This is a genomic window from Streptacidiphilus albus JL83 (assembly GCF_000744705.1).
Classification (GTDB): Bacteria; Actinomycetota; Actinomycetes; order Streptomycetales; family Streptomycetaceae; genus Streptacidiphilus; species Streptacidiphilus albus.
Genome location: NZ_JQML01000001.1, coordinates 677,362 through 701,811, shown reverse-complemented (window position 1 = coordinate 701,811; position 24,450 = coordinate 677,362). Strand labels below are relative to the sequence as shown.

General features: G+C 72.4%; 24 protein-coding genes and 1 pseudogene. 11 read left to right on the top strand and 14 right to left on the bottom strand.

Annotation, left to right across the window (positions count from 1 at the left end; translation table 11 throughout):
• The gene (locus BS75_RS03255; RefSeq protein WP_052069134.1) at positions 1-942 is read left to right on the top strand and encodes a universal stress protein; all 942 of its coding nucleotides are present in this window, start codon (positions 1-3) and stop codon (positions 940-942) included.
• A 51-nt stretch (positions 943-993) separates the two neighbouring features.
• Complete coding sequence (locus tag BS75_RS03250; RefSeq protein WP_034087121.1) at positions 994-1,929, top strand: universal stress protein; 936 nt, start codon at positions 994-996, stop codon at positions 1,927-1,929.
• A 26-nt stretch (positions 1,930-1,955) separates the two neighbouring features.
• Here BS75_RS03250 and BS75_RS03245 read toward each other — a convergent pair whose 3' ends face one another.
• A complete protein-coding gene (locus BS75_RS03245) occupies positions 1,956-2,615 on the bottom strand; it encodes a hypothetical protein (RefSeq protein ID WP_052069133.1) in 660 nt (219 codons plus the stop codon).
• A gap of 255 nt (positions 2,616-2,870) precedes the next feature.
• On the opposite strand from BS75_RS03245, the gene BS75_RS03240 reads away from it, so the two are divergent.
• The gene (locus BS75_RS03240; protein WP_042440738.1) at positions 2,871-3,791 is read left to right on the top strand and encodes a slipin family protein; all 921 of its coding nucleotides are present in this window, start codon (positions 2,871-2,873) and stop codon (positions 3,789-3,791) included.
• A 419-nt stretch (positions 3,792-4,210) separates the two neighbouring features.
• Positions 4,211-4,462, top strand: a complete 252-nt coding sequence (locus BS75_RS03235; RefSeq protein ID WP_034087120.1) for a Smr/MutS family protein — start codon at positions 4,211-4,213, stop codon at positions 4,460-4,462.
• 26 nt (positions 4,463-4,488) lie between these two features.
• Here BS75_RS03235 and BS75_RS03230 read toward each other — a convergent pair whose 3' ends face one another.
• From BS75_RS03230 to BS75_RS03215, 4 genes are all read right to left on the bottom strand, one after another.
• Entirely contained in the window at positions 4,489-5,646 is a 1,158-nt protein-coding gene (locus tag BS75_RS03230) for a N(5)-(carboxyethyl)ornithine synthase (protein ID WP_034087119.1), read from the bottom strand.
• Positions 5,647-5,722: 76 nt separating this feature from the next.
• Positions 5,723-7,537, bottom strand: a complete 1,815-nt coding sequence (locus BS75_RS03225; RefSeq protein ID WP_034087118.1) for an APC family permease — start codon at positions 7,535-7,537, stop codon at positions 5,723-5,725.
• A gap of 240 nt (positions 7,538-7,777) precedes the next feature.
• Positions 7,778-9,436 carry an IS1634 family transposase gene (locus BS75_RS03220; RefSeq protein WP_197091885.1) on the bottom strand — a complete coding sequence of 553 codons (1,659 nt, stop codon included), beginning with the start codon at positions 9,434-9,436 and terminating at the stop codon, positions 7,778-7,780.
• A 115-nt stretch (positions 9,437-9,551) separates the two neighbouring features.
• On the bottom strand, positions 9,552-10,433 hold the full coding sequence (locus tag BS75_RS03215; RefSeq protein ID WP_034087117.1) for an NAD(P)-dependent oxidoreductase: 882 nt from the start codon (positions 10,431-10,433) through the stop codon (positions 9,552-9,554).
• 185 nt (positions 10,434-10,618) lie between these two features.
• Here BS75_RS03215 and BS75_RS03210 point away from each other — a divergent pair, with 185 nt between their 5' ends.
• Positions 10,619-11,197, top strand: a complete 579-nt coding sequence (locus BS75_RS03210) for a TetR/AcrR family transcriptional regulator (RefSeq protein WP_034087116.1) — start codon at positions 10,619-10,621, stop codon at positions 11,195-11,197.
• A 162-nt stretch (positions 11,198-11,359) separates the two neighbouring features.
• Here BS75_RS03210 and BS75_RS49080 read toward each other — a convergent pair whose 3' ends face one another.
• Complete coding sequence (locus BS75_RS49080) at positions 11,360-11,530, bottom strand: hypothetical protein (RefSeq protein ID WP_169790801.1); 171 nt, start codon at positions 11,528-11,530, stop codon at positions 11,360-11,362.
• A gap of 312 nt (positions 11,531-11,842) precedes the next feature.
• Positions 11,843-12,142, bottom strand: a complete 300-nt coding sequence (locus BS75_RS03205; RefSeq protein WP_034087115.1) for a hypothetical protein — start codon at positions 12,140-12,142, stop codon at positions 11,843-11,845.
• Between the two features lie 140 nt (positions 12,143-12,282).
• Here BS75_RS03205 and BS75_RS03200 point away from each other — a divergent pair, with 140 nt between their 5' ends.
• The 5 genes and pseudogenes from BS75_RS03200 to BS75_RS47745 all read left to right on the top strand — a co-directional run bounded on the left by BS75_RS03200 (position 12,283) and on the right by BS75_RS47745 (position 14,191).
• Positions 12,283-12,771 carry a MarR family winged helix-turn-helix transcriptional regulator gene (locus BS75_RS03200; protein ID WP_034087114.1) on the top strand — a complete coding sequence of 163 codons (489 nt, stop codon included), beginning with the start codon at positions 12,283-12,285 and terminating at the stop codon, positions 12,769-12,771.
• A 59-nt stretch (positions 12,772-12,830) separates the two neighbouring features.
• Positions 12,831-13,127: pseudogene (locus BS75_RS52055) on the top strand (NADPH-dependent FMN reductase); the annotation flags it as partial.
• Between the two features lie 13 nt (positions 13,128-13,140).
• On the top strand, positions 13,141-13,434 hold the full coding sequence (locus BS75_RS49880; RefSeq protein ID WP_231607663.1) for an NADPH-dependent FMN reductase: 294 nt from the start codon (positions 13,141-13,143) through the stop codon (positions 13,432-13,434).
• 80 nt (positions 13,435-13,514) lie between these two features.
• Positions 13,515-14,042, top strand: a complete 528-nt coding sequence (locus BS75_RS43120) for an MgtC/SapB family protein (RefSeq protein WP_052069132.1) — start codon at positions 13,515-13,517, stop codon at positions 14,040-14,042.
• Entirely contained in the window at positions 14,036-14,191 is a 156-nt protein-coding gene (locus BS75_RS47745; RefSeq protein ID WP_156164201.1) for a hypothetical protein, read from the top strand. The genes BS75_RS43120 and BS75_RS47745 overlap by 7 nt, the downstream gene beginning before the upstream one ends.
• Here the strand turns inward: BS75_RS47745 and BS75_RS03185 are convergent.
• Positions 14,188-15,636: a carboxypeptidase regulatory-like domain-containing protein gene (locus tag BS75_RS03185; protein ID WP_063771566.1), complete on the bottom strand. Its 1,449-nt coding sequence runs from the start codon at positions 15,634-15,636 to the stop codon at positions 14,188-14,190. The two genes, BS75_RS47745 and BS75_RS03185, sit on opposite strands and share 4 nt — an antisense overlap.
• Positions 15,637-15,760: 124 nt before the next feature.
• On the bottom strand, positions 15,761-16,831 hold the full coding sequence (locus BS75_RS03180; RefSeq protein WP_034087113.1) for an alkene reductase: 1,071 nt from the start codon (positions 16,829-16,831) through the stop codon (positions 15,761-15,763).
• 135 nt (positions 16,832-16,966) lie between these two features.
• Between BS75_RS03180 and BS75_RS03175 the strand changes: the two genes are divergently transcribed.
• Positions 16,967-17,344: a MerR family transcriptional regulator gene (locus BS75_RS03175; protein ID WP_034087112.1), complete on the top strand. Its 378-nt coding sequence runs from the start codon at positions 16,967-16,969 to the stop codon at positions 17,342-17,344.
• Between the two features lie 134 nt (positions 17,345-17,478).
• On the opposite strand, the gene BS75_RS03170 is transcribed toward BS75_RS03175, so the two are convergent.
• The 5 genes from BS75_RS03170 to BS75_RS03150 form a co-directional block, all read right to left on the bottom strand.
• Positions 17,479-18,750 (bottom strand): S53 family peptidase, encoded by a 1,272-nt coding sequence (locus BS75_RS03170; RefSeq protein WP_034087111.1) that lies wholly within the window; start codon positions 18,748-18,750, stop codon positions 17,479-17,481.
• Positions 18,751-18,752: 2 nt separating this feature from the next.
• Positions 18,753-21,056 (bottom strand): hypothetical protein, encoded by a 2,304-nt coding sequence (locus BS75_RS03165; protein ID WP_152646116.1) that lies wholly within the window; start codon positions 21,054-21,056, stop codon positions 18,753-18,755.
• 144 nt (positions 21,057-21,200) lie between these two features.
• Positions 21,201-21,851 (bottom strand): response regulator, encoded by a 651-nt coding sequence (locus BS75_RS03160; RefSeq protein ID WP_034087109.1) that lies wholly within the window; start codon positions 21,849-21,851, stop codon positions 21,201-21,203.
• Positions 21,839-23,083, bottom strand: a complete 1,245-nt coding sequence (locus BS75_RS03155; RefSeq protein ID WP_034087108.1) for a sensor histidine kinase — start codon at positions 23,081-23,083, stop codon at positions 21,839-21,841. The genes BS75_RS03160 and BS75_RS03155 overlap by 13 nt, the downstream gene beginning before the upstream one ends.
• A gap of 557 nt (positions 23,084-23,640) precedes the next feature.
• On the bottom strand, positions 23,641-24,114 hold the full coding sequence (locus tag BS75_RS03150; RefSeq protein WP_034087107.1) for a carboxymuconolactone decarboxylase family protein: 474 nt from the start codon (positions 24,112-24,114) through the stop codon (positions 23,641-23,643).
• Positions 24,115-24,450: the final 336 nt, after the last annotated feature.

Here is a 24,450-nt window from a genome sequence, read left to right as displayed (position 1 = left end):
ATGAGCGCGTTCACGAGCGCGGAAGACCGCGCGGCCGACACCTCCGAATCCGCACACCCCGCGACGACGGCGCCCGTCCACGGCGTGGTCGTGGGCATCGACACCTCCCCGGACAGCGAACCCGCCCTGGACTGGGCCGCCCACGAGGCCGCCCGCCGGGGCGTGGCGCTGCACATCGCCCACTCCTGGAGCCTGGCGCCCTACCAGGTGCCCCCGGGTGAGCGCGGAGACCTCGCCGAGGAGCAGCTGCGGGCGGCGCAGCAGCTGGTCCGCCGGGCCGAGGAGCGCGCCCGCGCCGCCCGGCCCGGTCTGCGGGTCGACAGCGAGCTGCTGTCCGACCGGGCGGTGCCGGGGCTGGTGGCCGCGGCCGGGCAGGCCGTGATGCTGGTGGTCGGCGCCCGCGGACGCAACCGGCTGGCCTCGACCCTGCTCGGTTCGGTCAGCCAGGGACTGGCCGCCCACGGCCGATGCCCGGTGATCGTCGTCAGGGGGGCGGAGGGCCGGCCCGACGGCGGCTCCGAGGCCGCTGTGGTGCTGGGGGCCGGGCCCGGTGAGCCGGCGGCCGTGGTCGGCTTCGCCTTCGCCGAGGCGGCCCTGCTGGGCGCTCCGCTCCGGGTGGTCCGCACCTGGGCCTACCCGGCGGTGTACCCCGGGATCGTGGCGCTGCCGCCGATCGAGGAGAACGACCGCACCGGCGAGGAGACCGCGGACCTGACCGAGGTCCTGGCGGCGGCCCGCAAGGCGCACCCGGAGGTGCGGGTGCTGACCGAGGTGAGCCTGGACGAGGCGGCGGCCGCCCTGGTCGACGCCTCCGCCGGCGCCCGGCTGGTCGTCGTCGGCGCCGAGCGCCACCAGCGCCGGTTCACCCTGCCGCTCGGCCGGGTCACCCAGCGGGTGCTGCACCACGCCCACTGCCCGGTTGCGGTCGTCCCCCACCACTGACGGCCCGAAGCCGCCGCCCACACAGCGCCGCCCACACAGAGGAGCCGCACCATGCCGAACCCCGTTGTCGTCGGAGTCGACGACCCGCTGGCTGCCAGCGCCGCCCTCGACTGGGCCACCGACGAGGCCCAGCAGCGCAGCCTGCCGCTGCAGTTGGTCCACGCACCCGCGTGGAACCCCCGCCATCCGCCGGACGACGACGCCGCGCAGTCGATCCGGCGCGCGGACGAGCGGGGGCTGCGCGGGCTCGCCGCCCGGGCCGTCGGCCGCCATCGCGGGTTGAAGGTCTCCACCTGCCTGGCCGGCGGGACCGCCCGGATCGCGCTGGTCGCGGCCAGCGAGGGGGCCGAACTCCTGGTCCTGGGCTCGCAGGGCAGCGGGGGCCTGCCCGAACTGCTCATCGGCTCCACCAGTCTGCATGTCGCCGCCCACGCGGCCTGCCCGGTCGTGGTGGTGCCGGGAACCGGTGAGCGGCCCGCAGCCGCAGCCCCGGCCACCCGCGCCGACGGCTACGACGGCTACGACGGCTATGACGGCTACGACGCCGAGGGCCGGTCGCTCGACGGCGTGGCGGTCGGCATCGACGGCGCCGGGCCGTCGGACGGGCCGCTGGCCTTCGCCTTCGAGACGGCCCAGCGGCGCGGGCTGCCGCTCCGGGTGGTGCACACCTGGAGCTACCCGCTGGCCGTCGGCCCGGGCCACGCCTTCCCCCCGGTCTACGAGGCGGGGCAGGTCGGCGCCGAGGCGACCAGGCTGCTGGCCGAGGTACTGGCGGGCTGGCGGCAGAAGTTCCCCGAGGTGCGGGTCACCGAGGACGTCGTCCGCTCGGGGGCGGCCAGGCACCTGGTCGAGGTGTCGGCGAACCAGCAACTGCTGGTGGTCGGCCGCCGGGGCCGGCCGGACGGCCCGGTCGGACGCCTGGGCTCGGTCAGCCAGACCGTCGTCCACCAGACCCGCTGCCCGGTCGCCGTCCTGCCGGAGGACTGACCCCCGGCGGATCGGGTGACGCCGGCTCAGGTCACCGCCGGGCGCTGGGTCCGGGGGTCGTGGGTCAGGCCCCCGGGGGTCACCGGGCTCCGCTCGCCGACCTCCACGACCAGGGCGCGGTACGGCGCCGCGCCCGGCGACGGCTGGACCACGCCGATCTCCTCCCAGCCCAGGGAGCGGAAGCAGGCGCCGGCCCAGCGGTCGTCCTCCCGCAGCAGCACGGCGCCCAGGGAGGACCGGTTGTCGGAGAGGAGCCGCTCGACCAGGTGGCCGGCGACGCCGGGCTCGGTCACATAGGGATGCACCGCCAGCTCGGTGACCGCGAACACATGCCCGGAGGCGGTGAGTTGCTCGATCCGGGCGGGGAGTTCCCCGACGAACCCCTGCCACCAGTGGCCGTCGCGGTCGACCGGCACCCCGAAGGCGAAGCCCACCAGGGTCTTCGCCTCCGCGAGCACCAGGTCGAAGCCGGCGTGCCGGGCGTCCGCCACCAGGTGCCGGAGGAAGCCGGCGCGGTCCTCGAACTCCGTTCCCGGCACGGCCGGTCGGCACTCCAGATAGAGGTCCGCGAGGTCCTCGCGCTGCTTCTCGGCCTGCCACCGGTTGAGCCGGCGCAGCACGATCGGCCGCACGGACCTGGGGTCGGCAGCGGTGGTCGTGCGCGGGTCTGTGGTCGGTGCGGGCATGTGCTGCCTCGTTCCCGGCCCTGCGTCGGGCCCTGGGGGTGCGGTCGCGGGAGGCTACCGGTCGGTCCAAGCCTGCGGCTCCGACCGGTGCCCCGGACAGGGCCGACCGGTCCCGTTCCCCGCCCCGGGCGGCTCCTGCCCGGAGCCGACGCCCGGAACCAGGATGGGGGACAGCGGCGGCAGTTCACTGCCGCGACCCCACGGGCGAACATCCCGTTCACCGGGGCGCCCCGCATCCCGAACCGAGGACCATCCATGGCCGTTGTCGTCACCGTCGTCGTTGTCGTCGCCCTGCTGCTCCTGGTGGTGACGGCGATGGCACTGAAGATCGTCAAACAGTACGAGCAGGGGGTGCTGTTCCGGCTGGGACGGGTCCTGGGGGAGCGCAGGCCGGGGCTCCGCCTGATCGTCCCCTTCGTCGACGTCCTGCACCGGGTGTCGCTGCGGATCGTCACCATGCCGATCCAGTCGCAGGGCATCATCACCCGCGACAATGTCAGCGTCGACGTCTCGGCCGTCGCCTACTTCCGGGTCGTGGACCCGGTGAAGTCCGTCGTCGCCATCGAGAGCGTCCGCACCGCGATCGACCAGATCGCGCAGACCACCCTGCGCAAGGTGGTCGGACAGCACACCCTGGACGAGACCCTGTCCGAGACCGACGCCATCAACCGGGACATCCGCGAGATCCTCGACGTCACCACCGTCGAATGGGGCGTGCAGGTCACCCTGGTCGAGCTCAAGGACATCCAACTGCCCGACAGCATGAAGCGGGCGATGGCCCGTCAGGCCGAGGCCGAGCGGGAGAAGCGGGCGAAGATCATCAATGCCGAGGGCGAGTCCATGGCCGCCGCCGCGCTCGGTGACGCCTCCGACATCATGATGGCCCACCCGCTCGCCCTCCAACTGCGGAACCTGCAGAGCCTGGTGGAGATCGGCGTCGACAAGAACACCACCGTCGTCTTCCCCGCGCCGCTGATGAGCACCATCGGCGAACTCGGCTCCTTCCTCGCCCGCGAGGCCGCCGCCGCCGTCCCCGTCCCCGCTGCCGTCCCCGCTGCCGTCCCCGGCGCCGTCCCCGGCGCCGGTGCTGCGCCGCAGCCCACGAGCCCGGCGCCGAGGACGGACCGGGTCCCCGTCGCCCCCGTCAACGGTGACTCGATCCTCGCTGTCGGCTAGGCCGGGGACATGAGGATGGTCCGCACCGATGCCGCAGCGGTGCGGACCATCTGCCGACGTGTCCCCCAAGACCTGTCGGCGGCGCGCTGCTTCCGGTGGAGAACCCATTCGGCACCGGGGCAGCGCAGTCCTCAGGGTGTGCGCGGGGCCGCCGCCGGGCGGGGTGAGCGGGAGGGCGTCGTGGGAGGTGCGAAGGCTGCCACAGGCTTCCCCTCAGGGTTCACACGGTCGGCGGACGGTGCACGCACGGCCGGGGTCCGGGGCAGCAGTCTCAGCATAGGAGCCGAACGGCCTCAGGGACAGGGGCCGGACACGGTCGGTACCGGAGCAGGCTGCTGGTGCCGGCCGACGGGCCGGGGCTAGGGTACGACGGTGATCACTGACCACCGGTCGGCGGCGGCGTCGCGAGGCGGCCCCGGATGCTGAGCCTGGATCTGCACCCGATCTACCGGAACAACCGCGACATCGAACTGGCCCTGCGCCAGTTCCTGTTCACGGCCACGCGCTCCGGCGAGGCCGTTGTCGAGATCATCCCCGGCAAGGGCTCCGGCCAACTGAAGCGGCGGGTGCTCGCCTTCCTGGACCAGAAGCACATCAGGAAGCTCTACCTCCGCCACGAGTCGGCCCCGGGCAACGAGGGCCGCATCCTGGTTCACTTCCGCGAGGCGTGAGCCGGGCCCGGGGCCGGGGGCAGCGGCTACTGCTGCCGCCGGTGCGGGAACTCGGCCGCCCGGTGCTGGAAGGCGAGGACCGCCGGGTTCCGGACGACGCCGTCGTGGATCTCCATCGCCCGGCGGATGGTCTGGTCGGCCAGCCAGCCCTCGGGACCGTCGAGCACCGAGCGCAGGTAGGGGATCAGCGCCTCGCTGTTCTCCCAGGTGGCGGAGGACCACAGGTAGGACGGGCTGTGGTCGACGCCGTAGTAGTGCACGTTGTCGCCCACGGTGAACATCGGCTCGGTGAAGGTGGTCGGCCGGGCCCAGCTGAATCCCATGCCCTCGTCGCAGGAGACGTCGATGACCAGGGTGCCCGGGGCCAGCGTCGCCAGGTCCTCCTCGATCAGGAAGGTCAGCGGTGCGGCGGTGTCCTGGAGGACGCAGTTGACGATGATGTCGTGACCGGCGAGGAACTCGGCCAGCGGCTGCCGTCCCGTTTCGGTCAGGGCGTGGCTGCGGCGCGGGTCGGTGGTGTCGTCCGCCTCGTCGTGGTCGAACTGGACGATGCGGGCGGAGTGGATCGGCGATCCCACGGCGGTGACGCCGCGCGCGGTGAGCACGTCGACATCGTGCACGCCGAGGGAGTTCAGCGCGGTCACGGCGCCCCGGGCGGTCGCGCCGAAACCGATCACCACGGCGCGCAGCCGGCGCCCGTAGTCGCCGGTCGAGCCGCGCAGCTGCATGGCGTGCAGCACCGAGGAGTACCCGGCCAGTTCGTTGTTCTTGTGGAAGACATGCAGGTTGAACGAGCCGTCGCTGGTCCAGTGGTTCATCGCCTCGAAGGCGATCACGGTCAGCCGCCGGTCGATGGCAATCTGGGTGATCTTGTCGTCCTGGACGCAGTGCGGCCAGCCCCAGAGCACCTGGCCCTCGCGGAGCTCGGCCACGTCCTCCAGCATCGGCTTGGCGAGCAGGACGACGTCGGAGCGCGCGATCAGCTCCGCCTTCGGCAGCAGGCCGGCCACCAGGGGGGCGAGCTGCGCGTCGGAGTAGCCGAAGCCGGCTCCGTAGCCCTCTTCGAGGTGGATGCGGTCGCGCAGGTCCGCGTCGATCCGCTCCAGGTGTGCCGGGTGAACCGGCAGCCTCTGCTCGTTCTCCTTGTGCGACTTCGCGATGATGCCGAGCGTGAGCTGGTGCAAAATACCCCTTTGATTACTCCCTGTCTAGCACACGCCGCCTAATCGCCGACCTGCGGCGACTGCTCGCGGACCCGGTTCAGCGGCTGGTCAGGCGGTAGGGGATGGTGCAGATGACGGCATCCGTACTGGCCCGCAGCACGGTGGCCAGCAGCAGCCCGCGCTGGTTCTGCAGGATGCGGTAGCGCCAGTGGCGCGGCTGCACCTCGGGGATGAGCACGGCGATCTGCCGGTCGCCCTGCTGCGCCCGCTCGACGTAGCCGACGATCGGATGGACCAGTGACCGGTGCGGGCTCTCCAGACTCTCCAGCCGGACGCCGGGATTCCACTGCTCCCACTGGGCGCGGAAGTCCGCCCCCTGCTCCGGATCGGGATGGACGCTGACCGCGACGACGTCGTCGCTCAGGGACAGCGCCGCGTGCAGGGCGTGCTCGGTGAGCCTGCTGATGCTGTTGACCGGGACGATCACCAGGCTCCGGGCGGCGAGGGGCCGCTCCGGGAGCCGGCCGAGTTCCAGTTCCAGGCCGACGGCCCGGTAGTAGCTCTCGATCCTGGCGAACAGCAGCATCAGCGCCGGTACGGTCAGCACCACGACCCAGGCGCCCTCGGCGAACTTGCTGGCGACGAAGACCAGGGCGGCGATCGCGGTCAGCACCGCGCCCGTCCCGTTCAGGGCGGCCCGAGGCAGCCAGCGCGGGGGCCGCTGGGTGTACCAGTGCCGCACCAGCCCGGTCTGGCTGATGGTGAAGCCGATGAACACCCCGATCGCGTACAGCGGGATCAACCGGTCGGTGACGGCGTCGACCGCCACCAGCAGCCCCGCTGCGAGGAGCGCCAGCGCGACCACGCCGTAGCGGTGCACCGGCCGTTCGCTGCGCAGGCCGAACAGGTGCGGCAGCCGGTTGTCCTTCGAGAGCAGGCTCATCAGCACCGGCAGCCCGCCGAAGCTGGTGTTGGCCGCCAGCGCGAGGACCAGGGTGACCGCGATGTTCGAGGCGTAGTAGGCCCAGCCGGTCCCGAAGGAGCCGGCCGTCAGCTGCGCCAGCACGGTCACCCCGCCGCGCGGCTCCACGTGCTCGCGGCGGATCAGCACCGAGAGGCCGACCAGCATCGCACCCAGCAGCGCGCCGAGCATCAGCTCGGTCCGTTGCGCCCGCCGGGCCCGCGGTTCGCGGAAGGTGGGGACGCCGTTGGCGATGGCCTCGATCCCGGTCAGCGCCGAGCAGCCGGCCGCGAAGGCCTTCAGGATCAGCACCACCCCCAGCGCCTCGCTGATGTGGATCGGCTGCGCGGTGCCGACCAGCGCGGCCGGGTGGGACCGGACCAGGCCGACCGCGATCACACCGAAGATCGCGATCAGGAACAGGACCATCGGCAGCATCAGCGCGCGGGCGCTCTCCGCGATGCCCCACAGGTTGACGGCGGTGATCAGCACCAGGCCGGTCAGGCACATCGCCAGCAGGTGCGGCGCCAGCGAGGGGAAGGCCGAGGCCAGGCTCGCGGCGCCGGCGGCCAGGCTGACCGCGACGGTCAGCACGTAGTCCACCACCAGGCTGGCGGCGGCCAGCAGGCTGACCGTGGCGCCCAGGTCCTTCTTGCCCACCGCGTAGGCGCCGCCGCCGTCCGGGTGGACGGCGATGACCTGGCAGTAGGAGACCACCAGGACCGTGAGCAGCCCGGTGATCGCGATCGTGATCGGCAGCGTCAGCCGCAGCGCCGAGGACCCGGCCGCGACCAGGACGAGCACGATGGCCTCCGGCCCGTAGGCCACCGAGCTGAGGGCGTCCAGGGACAGCGCGGCCAGGCCGCCGAAGCTGGTCAGATGGTCCCGGTCGCCCTCCCCGTGCCGCAGCGGCACCCGTGGTCGCCCCGTCTTCGACGTTCCCCAACCCATGGCTCTTCCTCCCGTACGCGCTTCCGGCCCGGCTTCGCATTGTCCGTTCGTGGACCGTTCCCGCGCCGGACCACCGCTGCGGTGGGCGTGTGGCGCCGCCGGGACAGGGACCGACCGTCGGGGCAAGCGTCTTGCCGCATTCGGCGCCGCCAAACCGGAAGCGGTCCGATCGGCGCCGCGAATCGTGCCCCACCCTGCCGTACGGAGCCGCGCCCGGTGGATCCGAGGACCTGCTGCCCGCTAGCTGTGTCCTTCGCACATAGGGAAACGTGTGTCGAGCCAGCGGGGGTGGGTTGGGTCGACTTCGAGTATGTCTAGGAGTCGGGCCTGGATGCCTTCGCTGACTAGGACGACTGGTGGGCTGGTGGCGGTGCCGCTGCGCATACGCAGGTCGGACAGTGCGGTCAGGATCAGTTCGCCGGTCGGCCGCAGGGCCTGGTTGCTGCCGGGCTGGAGGCCGTGCATGGTGCGCTGGTCGCCCAGGGCCTGGCGGACCTGGCGCTCGATCAGGGAGAAGACCAGCAGGGCCAGGCAGATCACGGTGATCAGGGCGGCGATGCGGCGGTTGTTCTGCAGGAACATCGGCGCGATCGCGAAGGGGCCCTTGACGTGGCTGTAGCGGCGTTCGACGGTGCCCTGGCCCTTGTAGTGCAGGAGCACCTGGGCTGCGGTGGCCTGGTCGGCGGGCAGGTTGGTCAGCAGCGTGTACCAGCCGTCGACGGCCGCTTCGGCGTCGACGGCGTCCTGGTCGAATGACCAGGTCAGGGTGGGTTTCCCGTCCGGGCTGGTGCTGACATCAGTGTGCAGGTAGGCGGTGACGCGGCGCTTCTTGGCGATCACCGCGACCGTGTCGGCGACCTTCCTGGCGTCGGGGTAGTGGCGGGTGCCCAGGTTGCGCTGGATCTTCTCCAGGTCCTCGCGGGCCCGGGCCAGCTTCTTGGTGCGGGCCTTGAGCTGTCCGGTCGCGTTGGAGCTGGAGTGGACCAGGATCCGGCGCATCGTCAGCGCGGGGTCCTTCCTGCGCCGGCCCTTCCAGGTGAACCGGTCCTCCATGACTCGGTAGAGGGCGCGCTGGTCAGCTGGCTTGTCGGCGTCGCGTTCGGCGGTGTACTCCACGGGTTCGGCCGACTGCAGGTCCAGAGCGGCGTAGACGGCGCTGTCGACGCTGGCGGCGGCAGCCGGAGCCAGGAAGTGGACGCCTTCGGCCGTCATCGCGGACACGTTGTCGTAGGTCAGCAGTTTGCTGTCGCCTACCAGCAGCAGGTCCGGGCGCTTCGCGATCTGCCGCAGGGCGGTCATCGCGTCCACGACCTGGGAGACCTCGGCGGCTCCGCCGCTGAAGGCGCGGTGGGTGACGGGGATGCCGCCGTCGCCGGTGACCGCCAGTCCGGCCTGGATCTGCTTCAGGTCGGTGCGCCGGTCCTTGGGGTGCCCGAACTTGACCACTGGGTAGTCACTGTCGGGGTTCTCGTAGGCGCCGTAGAGGGAGACGCTGGTCATGTCCCAGTGGCAGCGTGAGGCGTCGATGCCGAACTCGGTGATCGCCTTGGCCCCGATGGAGCCGACGAGTTCGTCCAGGTGCGGGGCGACGGCGTCCAGCGCGCGGGCGATGCGGTCGTCGTTGAGGAAGTCGGCGTGGATGCCGAAGACGTCCTCCACGGCCCATTGCTCGGCCCAGCGGGCCACCTTGAACAGGGGCGTCGGCGAGGACAGCCGGTTGGCGATCAACGCCTCGACGACCTGTCCGTGGGTGAGGTGGGCGACATCGCGCACCGGGCACAGTCCGTCGATGATGCCGGCGATGTCCAGCCGGCGCAGGAAATGCGCACAGGCCGGCAGCGCCCCCAGCCGCTTCTCCACCACTGCGGTGATCAGAAGCTCGGCTCGGGGACGCTGCACACGGGAACGGTCGCGACCGACGAAGACAGGCACGCCACCATCAACGCGCACATCCCGGCGACGACACCGCCGAGGACTAGGAATCGCCACAAAGAGTCATGTGCGAAGGACAGGGCTAGCGGGTCCGGCCGTCGGTGCGGGCCTCGATCGCCTGCAGCACGGCTGCCATGTCTTCGCGTCCGTGGCCCAGCGCCTCGGCCTCGGCGTAGAGGGCGTGGCAGGCGTCGAGCAGCGGCGAGGCCAGTCCGGACTGCCGGGCCTCGTCGGCGATCAGCCGGTTGTTCTTCAGCACGTCCGAGATCGCGGCCTGGACCGCGAAGTCGCGCTCGGCGAGCTTGGCGGCCTTGGCGCGGGAGACGGTGCTGGCCATCGGGCCGGCGTCGAGCACGGCCAGGAAGCGCTCCCGGTCCAGTCCGTGCCGGTCGGCGAAGTGGAACGCCTCGGTGAGGCCGGTGACCATGGTGATCAGGAACAGGTTGACCGAGAGCTTCATCAGCAGGGCGTCCGGGACCGCGCCGCAGAGGTAGCTGTCGCCGCACATCGGCGCGAGCAGGGGGCGCACCTCGCGCACCGCGGCGTCATCCCCGGCCAGCATCGCCACCAGCTGTCCGGCCTGGGCCGGTCCCCGGGAGCCGGAGACGGGGGCCTCGACGTAGCGGCCTCCGGCCGACCGGACGTCGGCCTCCAGAGCGCGCGAGTACTCGGGCGAGGTGGTGCCCATGTGGACGACGGTGTGCCCGGCGACGTTGGCGGCGAAGTCCGCCGTGCCCCGGCCGAGGACGGCGTCGACCGCCGCGCCGTCGGCCAGCATCAGGATCACCGTGCGGGCCCGGCGGAAGACCTCGGCCGGCTCGGCCGCCACGGCCGCACCCACCGCCCGCAGCGGCTCGCAGGCGGCGGCGGTGCGGTTCCAGACGACGAGTTCGGCGCCCGAACGGGCCAGGTTCAGGGCCATTGGCTGCCCCATCACGCCGAGACCGATGAATCCTGCCTCCATGGCAACCCCATAACCGCCGCTGAGCTGGCTTTCTATGACAGCTGTCATAATAGCGGCAGTCGAGGTCCATGACATGGTTGACCCTTGAGCGACGTCGGAGGTCGATGATGGCGAGCCCTACGAGCCCTACGAGCCCTACGAGCCCTACGAGCCCTGCTGGTCCTGGGGCCGGGCCGCGCGAGCGGATGGTCTACACGGCGGCCCAGCTCATCCGCCGCGAGGGCGTCGGCGCGACCGGGATGCGCGAGGTCGCGGCGCGGGCGAAGGCGCCGCGCGGGTCGCTGCAGCACTACTTCCCGGGCGGCAAGGAGCAGTTGGTCAACGAGGCGGTGGCCTGGGCCGGGGAGTGGGCCGGCGGCCGGGTGGCCGGCTTCGTCGCCGCGATGTCCGAGCCCTCGCCGAGCGGGCTGTTCGCCGCGATGGTCCGGCAGTGGACCGACGAGTACCTGGAGCGCGGTTTCGCGGGCGGCTGCCCGGTCGCGGCGGCGGTGGTGGACTGCGCCGGCTCCGCCGACTCGACCAGGGGCGCCGCCGCCGAGGCCTTCGCCGCCTGGACCGGCCCGGTGGCGGGGGCGCTGGTCGGGATGGGCGTGCCGGAGCCCCGGGCCGGGTCGCTGGCCACGCTGATGGTCAGCGCGCTGGAGGGGGCGATCCTGCTCGCGCGCTCCGAGCAGGACATCCGCGCCCTGTCCGCCGTCGCCGGTGAGCTCGCCCCGCTGCTCGACGCGGCGGCCGGCGACCCGGCCCCGGTGCCGCGGTTGTGAATCCGGTTCAGTGGCCGCCCGAGCGGTCGCTGTGGTCGGCGTGTTCCGGCATCCCCGGCACCTCGCTGCGTCATTGCTGGGTCGTCGCTGGGTCGTCGCTGCTTCGTCACTGCGTCGTCACGCGTCATCGGCGGAAGGCCCGGTAGGGGCCGGCCCGGGGGCCTACTCGTCGCGGGCGAAGTCCGCCTCGGACTGCTCGCGGTCCAGGGTCCGCTGCGCGGCGAAGTACAGGTCGTGGACGAACTGGCTGGCCTGGTCGGCCGACAGTCCGGGGGCCTGGGCGAGAAGTCGCTCGGTCCAGGCCGAGATGGTGCTGGTGTCGTCGTCGCTCATGACTCCAGCCCACGCCCTTCTTGCGGTCCCCGCCACTCCGGGTCGCCCGGGGGAGGGGAGGGCGGCGGGACGAGCGGTGCCGCCGATGCTGTGGCACGGTGGTGAGCAGGGCCGATACACCCGCAGACCGAGCACCCCGGAGTGAGAGGAGCGGCCATGTCGTCGAAACGGCGTCGGAAGAAGAAGGCGCGTCGCAAGCACGGGGCCAACCACGGCCACCGTCCCTCGACCTGAGTACCGTCAGCCAGTCCTGACCACCGGTGCCCGCCCTTCCGCAGCGGAAGGGCGGGCACCGGCGTGTCGGCGCTCGGGTCAGTGGTCGTCCCAGTGGCCCTCGTGCGCGGCGTGGCGGTGGCCGTCGTGCACGAAGTCGACGTGCTCGCCGTGCGGCACGGCCACGTGCCCGCAGTTCGGGCCGTGCTGGTGCGGGTGGCTCTCGTGGACGGCGTGGGTCGCCGGTTCGCACTCGTCGGCGTGGTCCTCGTGCACCCGGTGCAGGTGTCCGTCGTGGACGTAGTCGACATGGCCGTCGTGCGGCACGGCGACATGGCCGCAGCCGGCGCCGTGACGGTGGGCGTGGTCGCTGTGCAGGGGGTGGGCGGGTGCGGACATATTGACCTCTCTCGGTTCCCCCCGGTTTTCCCTCAGTCTGCCCCTCCGGGGGTGCGGACGGGGCGAGGAACTCGCCGGGTTTTGTTGGTGGCACATACTTTTTAGTTTGTAGAACATACAATCGCAGGTATGCTGGCCGCATGACGACGACCGACCCCGTCCGGGGACCGCGCAGCCCCCGGCCCACCGAGGACCTCGGCATCGTGGACGGGCTGGTCCAGCTGTCGTTCCTGGTCCAGGGCATCCTCGGCCGGGCTGCGGACGGCTACGACCTGACCATCGTCCAGATCCGGCTGCTCGGCGTGCTGCGCGACCGTGAGCCGGGGATGTCCCAGCTGGCGCGCCTGCTGGGCCTGGACAAGTCCAGTGCGACCGGCCTGATCGACCGGGCCGCGCGTCGCGGGCTGGTGACCCGCAACGCGGTGCCGGGGGACCGCCGCGCGGCGACCGTCGCCCTGACCGACACGGGCCGGCGGATCGCCGGGGAGATCGCCGCCGAGGTCGACCGGCAGCTCAATCAGGCGGTGAGCGAACTCACCGACACCGGGCGCAAGCGGCTGTCGCTGCTGGCCAGCCGGGTCGTGCGGCACGAAGCCGCCGGGCTCGGCCTAGATCCGGGCAACTCCTGAACCACCCCCGTCCCCGTCCCCGTCCGCGCCCCCACTCCCGTGACCCGAAGGAGCCCGCTATGGGAACCGTCCCCGACCCGACCGCGACCAACGAGCGGATCGCGGTCGTCATCGGCAGCACCCGCCCCCAGCGGATCTGCACCGGCATCGCCCAGTGGGTGCTGGACGCGGCGCAGGAGGGCAGCCCGCTGCAGTACGAGCTGCTCGATCTCGCCGCCGTCGGACTGCCCTTCCTGGACGAGCCGCGGATGGCCGCGCTCGGACAGTACGAGCACGAGCACACCCGCGCCTGGAGCCGCACCGTCAGCTCCTACGGCGGCTTCGTGTTCGTCTTCCCGCAGTACAACTGGGGCTACCCGGCCCCGCTGAATGAACGCCCTGGACTTCCTCTACCGCGAGTGGAGCGGCAAGCCCGCGACCTCCGTCACCTACGGCACCAGGGGCGGCGCCCGGGCCGCCGACCAGTTCCGCGAGGTCCTCACCGGCCTCCACCTGCACACCCTGCAGGACCGCCTCGAACTCGTCATCACCAAGGCCGACCTGGACGAGGAGTGGCAGCTGAAGGACCTCGACGCGGTGATGGGGCCCTACCGCGAGCAGACCCGGGCCATCGACGCCCAGCTGCTCGAAGCGCTCAAGGGTTCCGACCGGGCTGACGGCTGATGCGCAGGGTCGGCAACCGCTGCGCCTGACGCGCCGACAGCCTCCGCCTCCGCTCCGGGGCCGCCCGGTAGCCTGGGCCGATGATGGAGCTGGCAGCGTGGGGTCAGCCGACCGGGCAGGGACGGGTGCAGCTGGGCGAGCTCGGGCCGGCCTTCGTGCTGTCGGCGGCCATCGCTCCGGAGCGCGAGGTCCGGCAGAAGAGCGCGGGCCTGCGCACGCATACGCTGGTCGGCTTCGGCGCCGCGCTGATCGTGCTGGTCTCCAAGTACGGCTTCAGCGACGTGCGGGGGAGCCACGTCGTGCTGGACCCCTCGCGGATGGCCGCGCAGATCGTCTCCGGGATCTGCTTCATCGGCGGCGGTCTGATCTTCGTCCGGCAGGACGCCGTGCGCGGGCTGACCACGGCCGCGGTGGTCTGGCTCACCGCCGCGGTGGGGATGGCCGCTGGCGCGGGCCTGCCGGTGCTGGCTCCGGTGGTGACGGCAGGTCACCTCCTGGCCGTACGGCGCTTCGCGCCGCCGGCGGTCCGCATCCCCGGCTCCACCCGGGCGCCGTCACGGCTGCGGGTGGACTACGTGACCGGCCGGGGCACCTGCGGGCGGTGCTGACCCGCTGCACCGGCATGGGCGTCTCGGTCCCCGAACTGTCGACCGACCAGCTCGGGGACGGTCCCGACCTCGCCCACCGGGCGGTGGTCCTGTCCGAGCTGGACGGGGTGCACCATGTCGGCACCAGCCAGGACGAGGTGGCGGACTAGCCGGCCGGTGCCGGTGGCCCGCTCTCCTCCTCGGGATGGTGCGGGTCCTCGGGGTGATGCGGGCGCAGAACGAAGTCCTGGTGGGTGAGGTGGCCCGACCGGACCAGGACCTGCTCGATCGACGGAACCATGCGCCGGCCGCCCGCGATCACGTTGACGTAGCCCTCGGGCAGGCCGGTGACCCGGTACTCCCCGTGCTCGTCGGTCCTGGCCCGGGTCAGCCGCCGCTTGTTGTCCGTGCTGGTGACGGTGACCAGCACGCCGCGCAGCGGCTGGGAGTGGGCGTCCTGGATCCGGCCGCTGAGCATCGGCTGCGAGGCGCCGATGTAGTGCAGGTGCGCGGTCACCGGCATCGGCTCCGGCATCTCCAGGGCCGGGTCCTGGACCATGGACTCCAACTGCCCCGGGGTCAGTTCCCGGTCCCCGGCGGAGCGGGCGGTCGCGATCCGGTGCTGCTCCCAGAAGTAGCCGAGGCAGATCAGCACGATGCCGGAGGCCACCCACACCGACAGGGCCAGCAGCGGCCGGAACAGCCCGGTGCCCCGGAAGTACATCTCGCCGCGCATCGCGTCGACCAGGTTGCCCAGCGGCAGGTACGGGTGGAGCGCGCGGAAGAAGGGCGGGACCATCTGGATCGGGATCGCCCCGCCGCTGGCCGGCATGGACAGCAGCACGAAGACCACGATCGCCACGCCGGGGAAGAACTGCCGGGCGAACGGCACCAGCCCGTAGGAGGTCAGCGCGACGGCCTGGGTCAGTAGGAAGGCGAAGAGGATGCACAGCGGCCGGTCCACGATGCAGTCCATCGCGAGCGCGATGTAGAACCCGACGACGGCCATCACCGCGCCGGAGGCGACGAAGGCGGCCACCTTCTTCTTCCGGCTCAGGCCGGTGGCCCGCAGCATCATCATCACCATGATGTAGGAGGGGATGGTCATCCCGAGGCAGAGGTAGAAGAGGCTGGTGCCCATCCCGTCGTGCGGGGCGGTGGGCGCCAGTTCGACCTGGGTGAGCCGGACCCCCGGCGCGGCCTCGGCGATCGGGGTGAAGGCCGCCTGCAGCTCGGCGACGATCTCGAAGCCGCCGGCCTTGGCGGTGTAGAGGGTCGGCCGGACCGGGTCGGGGAGGTAGGCCCCGCTGGCGTGCCGGTCGAGCACGGCCTGCCGCAGTCCGGCGGTGCCGCCCGGCACCGGCACGATCCGGTACCAGCCCGGCAGCGCCCGGTCCAGCCCCTGCTGCAGTCCGGCTGCGGCCGGTGCCGGGGCGGCCACCCTGATGTCGTGCGGTGTCGGGTCGTGGAAGGCCAGCAGGTAGCAGAAGAGGAAGCCGAAGAAGAACAGCGCCGGGAACCAGAGGCTGCTCGCCAGGGCCTTCGCCGTCTCCGTCCAGCGGGGCCGGGGCTCGCCCGAGACCGCGCTCGCCCCGCCCTGCTCCGTTGCGGCCATCGCCCGCGCTCCCTCGTGCCGCCGCTGCGGCGGTCTCCCGGATACCGTCCGAGGTGCAGGTATCCCCGGCCGGGAGGCCGCCGACACGGCGACTACCGCGTTCGGCGCAGCGGCGGGAGCGGCGTCAGTCGGTGTGCTGGTAGGCCGAGTAGGTGAGGTAGCCCGCGTCGCCGCCCTGGTAGAGCGTGGCCTCGTCGTAGGGGGCGATCGGCAGCCCCTGCCGCAGCCGCTCGACCAGGTCGGGGTTGGCGACGAAGGCGCGGCCGAAGCTGATGAGGTCGGCGCCCAGGCCGAGCCAGTGGTCGGCCTCGGCCCGGCCGGTCTGCTTCGGGCCCATCGGGAGCGTCGGGTTCATGATCAGGGTGCCCGGCCAGGCTCGGCGCAGCCCGGTCAGCACCGCCTCCTCGGAGGTGGCCTCCAGATGGACGTAGGCGACCTCCAGCCGCGCCAGCTCGGTCAGCAGCGCGGCGTAGAGCTCGGGGACGTCGCGCTCCTCGACGCCCCAGAACGTCCCGCCGGGGGAGAGCCGGATGCCGGTCCGGTCCTTGCCGACGGCCTCGACGGTGGCGGCGGTCGCCTCGACGGCGAAGCGGATCCGGTTGGCGACCGAGCCGCCGTAGCCGTCCGTGCGCAGGTTGGCGTTGGAGGAGAGGAACTGGGATATCAGGTAGCCGTTGGCGCCGTGCAGTTCGACGCCGTCGAAGCCGGCCTCGACGGCGCGGCGGGCGGCCTCGGCGAAGGACCGGGCCTGTCCGGGCACCTCGGCGGTGTCCAGGGCGCGCGGGACCGGTGCGGGCCTGGGGCCGGACGGGGTGAACACCTCGCTGGCCGGGACGGCCGAGGGCGCGACCGGCTGGAGGCCGGTGGTGTCCTGGTGCGAGACCCGCCCGCTGTGCATGAGCTGGGCGAAGATCCGGCCGCCGTTGGCGTGGACGGCAGCGGTCACCTGGCGCCAGGAGTCGGTCTGCTCGGCGGTGTGCAGCCCCGGTGTCCCCGGGCTGGACTGGCCGAGCAGGCTGGGCTGCACCCCCTCGGTGACGATCAGTCCGGCCGTCGCCCGCTGGGCGTAGTACGTCGCCATCGACGGCGTGGCCAGGCCGCCGGCGGCGGCGCGGGCCCGGGTCATCGGGGCCAGCACCACCCGGTTCGGCAGGGTCAGTTCGCCGAGGCGATGGGGGTGGAGGAGGTTCGTCACCGTGGGGCTCCTTCGTGGCTCGCGGTGCCCGGGGTTTCGGGCTCAGCAGCTACGCTAAAACCTGACATTGACGTCAGAGGCAAGCTCAGAGCCAGGCTCTGTGTCGCGAGTCACACGGGAGAGGGTGGGACCGGAATGCGTATCGGGGAACTCGCGTCACGGGCCGGGGTGAGCGTCCGGTCGGTGCGCTACTACGAGGAGCAGGGGCTGCTGGTCAGCATCCGCAGCGCCAGTGGGCAGCGGCAGTACGTCGAGCAGGCGGTCGAGCGGGTGATGTTCGTCCAGCGACTGTACGCCGCGGGGCTGTCCAGCCGCACCATAGCCGAACTGCTGCCGTGCGTCGACGCCCCGAGCGAGGAGAACGCCGACGCCGCGCTGGAGCGGATGGCGCGCGAGCGCGAGCGGATCTCCCGGCACATCGCCGATCTCGCCCGCACCCGGGACGCGCTCGACCAGGTCATGGGCACGGCCCGGGAGTACCGGGACGGCCTGCCGACGACGGCGCGGTGCTGACGGACTGACGGGCCGCCAGTCATGGACTGACGGCCCGCCAGTCCATGACTGGCGGGCCGTCAACTACCGGATCTCAGGGAAGCCGGATCTCAGGGAAGCCGGATCTCAGGGGAGCCGGATTTCGGAGAGCCGGGTCAGAAGGCTCCGACCCCGTCCGGGGTGCCGTTGCCGGTGGGGCCGTCGTAGCCCTTGCCGGCGGTGCAGAGGTAGCTGCCGCCGCAGGTGATCCCGTTGACGTTGGTACCGCTGGTGACGTCGTAGAGGTCCTTGGTGCGGGCGTAGAGGTAGGAGGCGTTGGGCAGCTTGCCGGGGTTGCCGGCCAGCGCGATGACGCCCGCGATGATCGGCGCCGACGCGCTGGTGCCGCCGACCGGCAGCCAACCGCCGTCGACGGTCGAGTAGACGGCCACGCCGATGGTCGGGTCGGCCTCGGCGGAGACGTCGGAGACCATGCGTCCGGGGCAGTCGGTGTCGTGCTGCCAGGCCGGCTTGGCCTCCCACGCCGAGCAGCCGCTGCCGGCCAGGTCCCAGGCGGTCTCGGTCCAGCCGCGGGCGTCGGTCGACTTGGTCAGCGAGGTGCCGCCGACCGCGATCACCCCGGGGAAGACCGCGGGCTCCGACGGCACCGTGTAGCCGTAGTCACCCGAGGAGGCCACGTAGGCCACGCCGGCGTGCTGGTAGTCCTTCGCATAGCCGGAGACCCCGTTGGACTCCTGGATGCCGTAGCTGTTGGACACCTCGGTCGCACCGAGCGAGGGCGCGACTGCCGCAGCGGCGCCCAGGTCGGCGTCGGTCTGGTCGTCGGCCTGGACCAGCAGGATGTGGCAGTCCGGACAGATCGCCGAGGCCATGTCCAGGTCCAGCGAGGTCTCGGTCTGCCAGCCGGCGGTGACCTTCGTCGTCCCGGCCGCCGGCAGCGGCGAGGACTTGCCCTTCTGGTTGACCACGCGGAGGCAGCCGCCGGCGACGGTGCAGGCCGGCAGCCCGTAGGTGGTGCGGTAGACGGCCAGGTCGGAGGCGGCCGTCGGGTCGCCGAACGCCTCGATCAGGGCGATGGTCTGGCCCTTGCCGCCGGTGGCCGGCAGCCGGTAGGCCGATTGCAGGTCCGCCGGTCCGTAGCCGGTCGGCAGGGTCGCGGCGGCCGCGTTCCGGCCGGCCTGGGCGGCGGCCGCGGGGCCGCGGACGCCGAAGCCGCTGTGTCCGCTGTCGCGGACCACCGCGAGGCAGCGCGCCTCGCCCGGCGACACGGCACCGCAGGCGTCGTGCGTCGTGGCCGCGGCGGTGGCCGCAGTGGTCGTCGGGCCGGCCTGCGCGGTGCCGCTGAAGGGCACCATCAGGGCGACGACCAGCGCGCCGAATCCGGCGGCGGTCCGGACAGCCTTGGAAGAAGTGGGTGACAGCCGCATGCTCAGGCCCCCTTGACGATCTCGTAGGCGTTGTTCACGGTCTGGTCGATCGAGCCGCCCGCGGCGTCGGTGGCGGTGATCCGGATCGACGGGTAGGTCCCGGTGTCCGCGGCGGGGTTGGTCCAACTGGCGGTGTAGGTCCCGGCCGAGGCCGCTCCGGTGCGGGTGAGCTGCGCGGCCTGCCAGGTCTTGCCGCCGTCGAAGGAGACCTGGACGGTGGCGGCGGTGATGGCCGCGTGCGAGCCGGTGCCGTTGTAGGACACGTGACCGAGGGTCAGCCCCATGGTCTCGGCGCCCGGGGCGGCCGTGTTGCTCTCGCTCACCGCGAGCTGGGTGCTGATGTTCAGCAGCGGCAGCACCGAGCACGGGGTGGTCGCGCTCTGTCCGACGCAGTTGGCCTGCGGGGTGAGCGCCGCTCCGGACTCCGCGGCGGGCGTGGTGGAGAAGGCCCAGGTGGTGTCGGAGGAGGTGGACTGGCTGATCTGCGGCCCGGCGGCGCTGGTGGTGTACACCAGCTTGTACTGGGCCCCGGCGGCGGGCGCGTCGCTGATCGAGAGCAGCGAACTGCCCGGCGTCGTGGTGAGCGGCTGACCGTTCTGGTAGGCGCTCAGCGACGAGCTCACCTGCAGCGGATTCCCGTCGTCCAGGTAGCCGGGGGTGCCCTGCTGGCCGGGCGTGCTGTCGTCGAAGTCGTTGAGGGCCAGCGAGACGTCGGTTCCGGCGACACATGCCTGGCAGGTGTTGGCGCCCACGGCGTTGGGCTGGATGGTGTGCTGGCCGACCCCGGGGGCCAGCGGCCCCCGGCCCCAGTCGACCGAGGTCGTGGTCCCGGGCTTGAGCGCGGCCGGATCGGCCGTGAACTCCACGCCGGATCCCTCGAACACCTGCTGGTTCCAGTAGGTGTTGGGGACGCTGTTGAGGTACTCGGTGACGTCCGCCGGCATGGACTGCGGGAGGATCGGGGACGGGCCCATCGGCCCCGGCTCCGCGAAGTCGATCGGCATCTCGAACACCCCGCCCACCTTGGGGGCGGCCGGGTCCGCGTAGTAGTGGTCGTGCACCGTCGCCAGCTGCGCCGCGGCCACCTTGTAGCCCGAGGGGTTGGGCACGGACGTGCCGGAGAAGGCGGTGTCGTAGCGGTAGGTGCCCTTGGCGTCACCGCCGATCCACTGCACCTCGGTGGTGAGGTGGCCGACCTTGGCGGCAGGCTGGGCGTTCATGGCGAAGGGGATGCTCCCGGTCACCGTGTAGTCGAAGCCGGTGGCGTTGTCCGGGGAGATCCCGTTCACCAGCGGGGCCGCGTCGGTGCGGTACCAGCCCACATTGACGGCCTGCGTGGTGCTGGGCAGCGGGGTGGCGACGCGGACCGGCACGGCGGTGCGGCCGTCGAGGACCACGTCCGGCACGGTCCCGGTGGCCGGGACGGTGAAGTCGGTCTTGGTGACCGTGTAGGCGGAGGTGAGGTTGCCGTTGTCGTCGAAGGTCTGGTCGCCGAAGTCGATGCTGTAGTGACCGGCCGGGATGGCGACCCGGTCCACTCCGCCGGTGATCGGGAGCACACCGAGGAACTTGCCGCTGTCGTCGGTGTCGATCAGATCCGCCTCGCCGGCGGCGGGGTGGCCGGAGCGGTCCGTCACGTCCACCTGCAGGATCCGCAGCGGATATCCCGCCGCGGCCTTCGCCAGGTCCGTGGTGGCGCGGGGCGCGGCCGGGACGCCGGCCAGGTGCGGCACGGTGGTGCCGGGCTGCCGGCCGGCCCGGACGTCGGCGCCGACGGCCTGGCGCAGCGCCGCCACCAGCTGGGCGGACGTCGCCGGGCTGACCTCGGTGACGACGCCGGACGTGGCCTTGGCGTCGGTCGTGGCGTCGGTCCGGGCGTCGGTCGTGGCGTTGGCGCGCAGTTGCGCCGTGACATCGAAGAGCGAGGGGTCGAGCGCGGTGCTGAGGAAGGGCTCGGCCAGGGCGGGGACGACGTGGTAGTCGCCCTGCGCGTCCGTGTAGCTCCGGAAGGCCCCGTCGCCGGGGACCGCCGCGTCGATCGCGTACCGGGTGTGCCCCGCCACGGTGGTGACGATCACTCGGTCACCGGTCACCAGGGTGACGGTCCGGGTGGTCGCACCGGCGCTGCTGCCCGTGCTGGACGCTGCTGCCGGTGCCGCTGACGTCGTGCCGGCGGTCAGGGCCGCGGTCGCCGGGGCCGCGGCGGCCCCGATCAGCCCCAGCGCCGCCACCAGCACGGTGGGTACCCGTCCGAGTCGGTGTAGGCGCCCCTGACGGGCACTGCTACCCGCTGTGGTCTGCTGCAAAGCTTTCTCCCCACACGTTGTGAACGACTATCAGATAAATGAACGCGTTGGGAGGAGCGTTATGTTGCAGCAGATGTGAAAGCAGACTGCTGGGGCTGGTGGGTATTCGGGTGCCTGTCCGCCCGTGCCGACGCCAGCGGCCGGTCAGGACCGGGACGCTCCGAGGAAGCGCAGAACGGCGAGCACGCGGCGGTGGTCCGTGTCGATCACCGGCAGGTCGAGCTTGGCGAAGATGTTGTTGATGTGCTTGGCCACCGCACTCTCGCCGACCGTCAGCGCCTCGGCGATGCCGGCGTTGGAGCGCCCCTCGGCCATGAGGCCCAGTACGTCCCGTTCACGAGGGGTCAGCCGGTCCAGCGGGTCGCTGTCCCGTCGCAGCAGCAGCTGGGCGACGACCTGCGGATCCAGCGCCGTGCCCCCGCCCGCGACCCGCTGCACCGCCTCCACGAACTCCCCCACATCGGCGACGCGTTGCTTGAGCAGGTAGCCCACGCCGCTGGTGCTGGTCGCCAGCAGGTCGGCCACGTACCGCTCCTCCACGTACTGCGAGAGCAGCACCACCGCCGTCCGCGGCCACCGCCGACGGATCACCATCGCGGCGCGCAAGCCCTCGTCGGTGAAGCCGGGCGGCATCCGGACGTCCACCAGGGCGAGTTCGGGCCGGTGCTCCTCCACTGCCGCCAGCAGCGCTTCCCCGTCGCCGACTGCCGCGGCGACCTGGAAACCACCCATCTCCAGCACCTTGACCAGACCGATCCGCAACAGCACCGAGTCCTCGGCGATCACCGCTCGCACGGCAGCTCCGCCGCGACGGTCGTCGGTCCCCCGACGGGGCTGCTGACGCGGAAGGTCCCGTCGACGGAGCCGATCCGCTTGGCCAGCCCGCTCAGCCCGGTACCGGCGGAGGCGTCGGCACCACCCAGTCCGTCGTCGGTGACATTCACCCGCAACACCTTCCCGACCCGCCTGACGGTCACCTCGGCACGTGTCGCGCGAGCGTGCTTGGTCACGTTGGCCAGCGCCTCGGAGATCACGAAGTACGCGACCGACTCCACGGCGGGCACCACCCGCTCCTCAAGATCGACCCGCAGGCGCACCGGCAACGGTGCCCGGGCGGCCAACCCGGACAGGGCCGCGTCCAGCCCTCGGTCTTCGAGTACGGCTGGGTGCAACCCGCGTACCAGATCGTTGAGTTCGGCGATCGCCTCCTTCGCCTCAAGGTGCGCCTCCGCGATCACCTCGCGGGCCTCACCCAGCAGGTCGGGGCGCGTGGCCATGGCCAGGCCCAGGTTGACCGCGAGGGAGACCAGCCGCTGCTGGGTGCCGTCGTGCAGGTCGCGCTCGATCCGGCGGCGCTCGGCGTCGACTGCCTCGATCAGGTCGGTGCGACTCCCGGCCAGGTACTCGACCCGCTCCTGGAGCCGCTGGGCCCGGCTGGGCCCGAGCAGCGCCAACGCGAGGCGCGACTCCGTCCGGGCCACCGCTCCCGCCGTCCAGGGCACGGCCCACAGGAGGGCGATGCCGGCCGCCGTGCAGCACGGCGCCCACGTCGCGTAGCCGAACCAGTCCTGGCGGACCCCCACCGGCAGCACCCACACCCAGCCGTAGGCGAGGGCGCCCGCCAGGCCCGCAGCCGCCATCGCGAGCACCGACAGCTCCAACGCGGCCAGCAGCGGGCCCAGGAGCAGGTGGTATCCGAGCTGGCGCCAGATCCGCGTCGAGGAAAGCCGTCGGGCGACGGCCGCCCACGACCACCGCTCCGGCGTCGGCGTCGGCCGAGGGATGTCCACTCCGAGGAGTGCCCGGTGGCGGTACCGCTGAACGGCCGTCAGCACCGGGACACCGAGCAGGATCAGGACGACCGGCGCGGTGAGCGCCAAAGCCCGGTTCCCCGTCTCGGCGGCGGTCGTCGCGCCCCAGGACCACACGGGCACCAGGGCCAGGTGCGGCATGACACCGGTGGCCAGGAAGCCGGTGTCCCGCCGCACCCGAAGCGCCGAGCGCCTCAGCGCGGGTGGAATCATCATGATCCGACACTAGGACACCTCGACGGGGGTCGGCCATGAGCCTGGCACCCAAATCCACGGTGGCACCAGTACCACCGTTGCTGCTTCCGCAGTCGGACAGGAGAGGCGCCAGTAGGGCCTGTTGTGAAGGTCGATCAAGATCGTGCCGCAGTTCCAGCCGGCCCTGGAGGGTATCCGGGTGCCCCGCACGGGTCCGGGTCGGCCGCGCACCAAGCCGGACAGGGTCCGTGCGGACGAGGCGTACGGCTCCCGCGCCAACCGGGCCTGCTCGTGGTGACCACCGAACCCGGAAGCCTCGGCATCCCTGGCGGCCACGCGGACGTGCACCTGTTCGAGTCGTCGGCATGGCGGACGGCCTGCCCGCAGCGGGAGCCGGCCCGATTCGGGTGCCGACCGGGCTCGTCGTCCTGGTCGGTCCGCCGGCCTCGGGCAGGGCGGCGCCGACCGGCTGCGGGCCGAGGGCGCGACCGCCGTCCACGAGGTCCCCGGCCGCGGCCGGGCGACCACGCCGGCCGAGGCCGCCGCGCACTTCGTCTTCGACCGGGACTGACCCACCGTCAGTGGTGCCGGCCGACCTGGTAGTCGCCGGCGGGCTGCTGGGTGATGACGTTGCCGCGGTTGAAGGCGTTGATGACGGCGATCTGGGTCACCAGGGCGGCGAGCTGGTCCTCGTCGTAGTACTTGGCCGCGTTGGCCCAGACCTCGTCGGTGACGCCGCCGGCCGCGTCCGCGATCCGGGTGCCCTCCTCGGCCAGCTCCAGCGCGGCGCGCTCGGCTTCGGTGAAGACCTTGGCCTCGCGCCAGGCCGCGACCAGGTGCAGCCGCACCGCGGTCTCCCCGGCCGCGGTGGCCTCCTTGGTGTGCATGTCGATGCAGCCGGCGCAGCCGTTGATCTGGCTGGCGCGGAGGTTGACCAGCTCGCGCGTCGCGGCCGGCACCGTCGACTCCGCGAGCGCCTGGCTCGCGGCGATGAGGTGCTTGATGGCCTTGGCGGCGACCGGGCTGGCCATGATGTTCAGACGGGCTTCCACGGTGCACTCCTGTGTCGTCGTTCCGCTGGGTACACCCTCTTGGACGGGACAGCTCCATCGGTTGTGACATGGGCGGGTGTGACCTGGGTCTCCCCGGGGGCGGCCACGTGGGCGGCCGCCGCAGGTACCGCCCCAGGCCACATTGACGAAGCCGGTCAGCTCACCGGCGCGCCGGGCACAGGCCCGGCCGAGGCTGTGGCGCCGCACCTGCCGCAACGGTGTCGGACCCGGCCGACGGAGGGACGGGGCCTGCCGTCTGTCCCGGCTGGTGCCGGTTGGGAAGACGGTCAGCAGGCACGCCAACGGAGCCCGGTCCGTTACCGGGCCGGGGCCGGT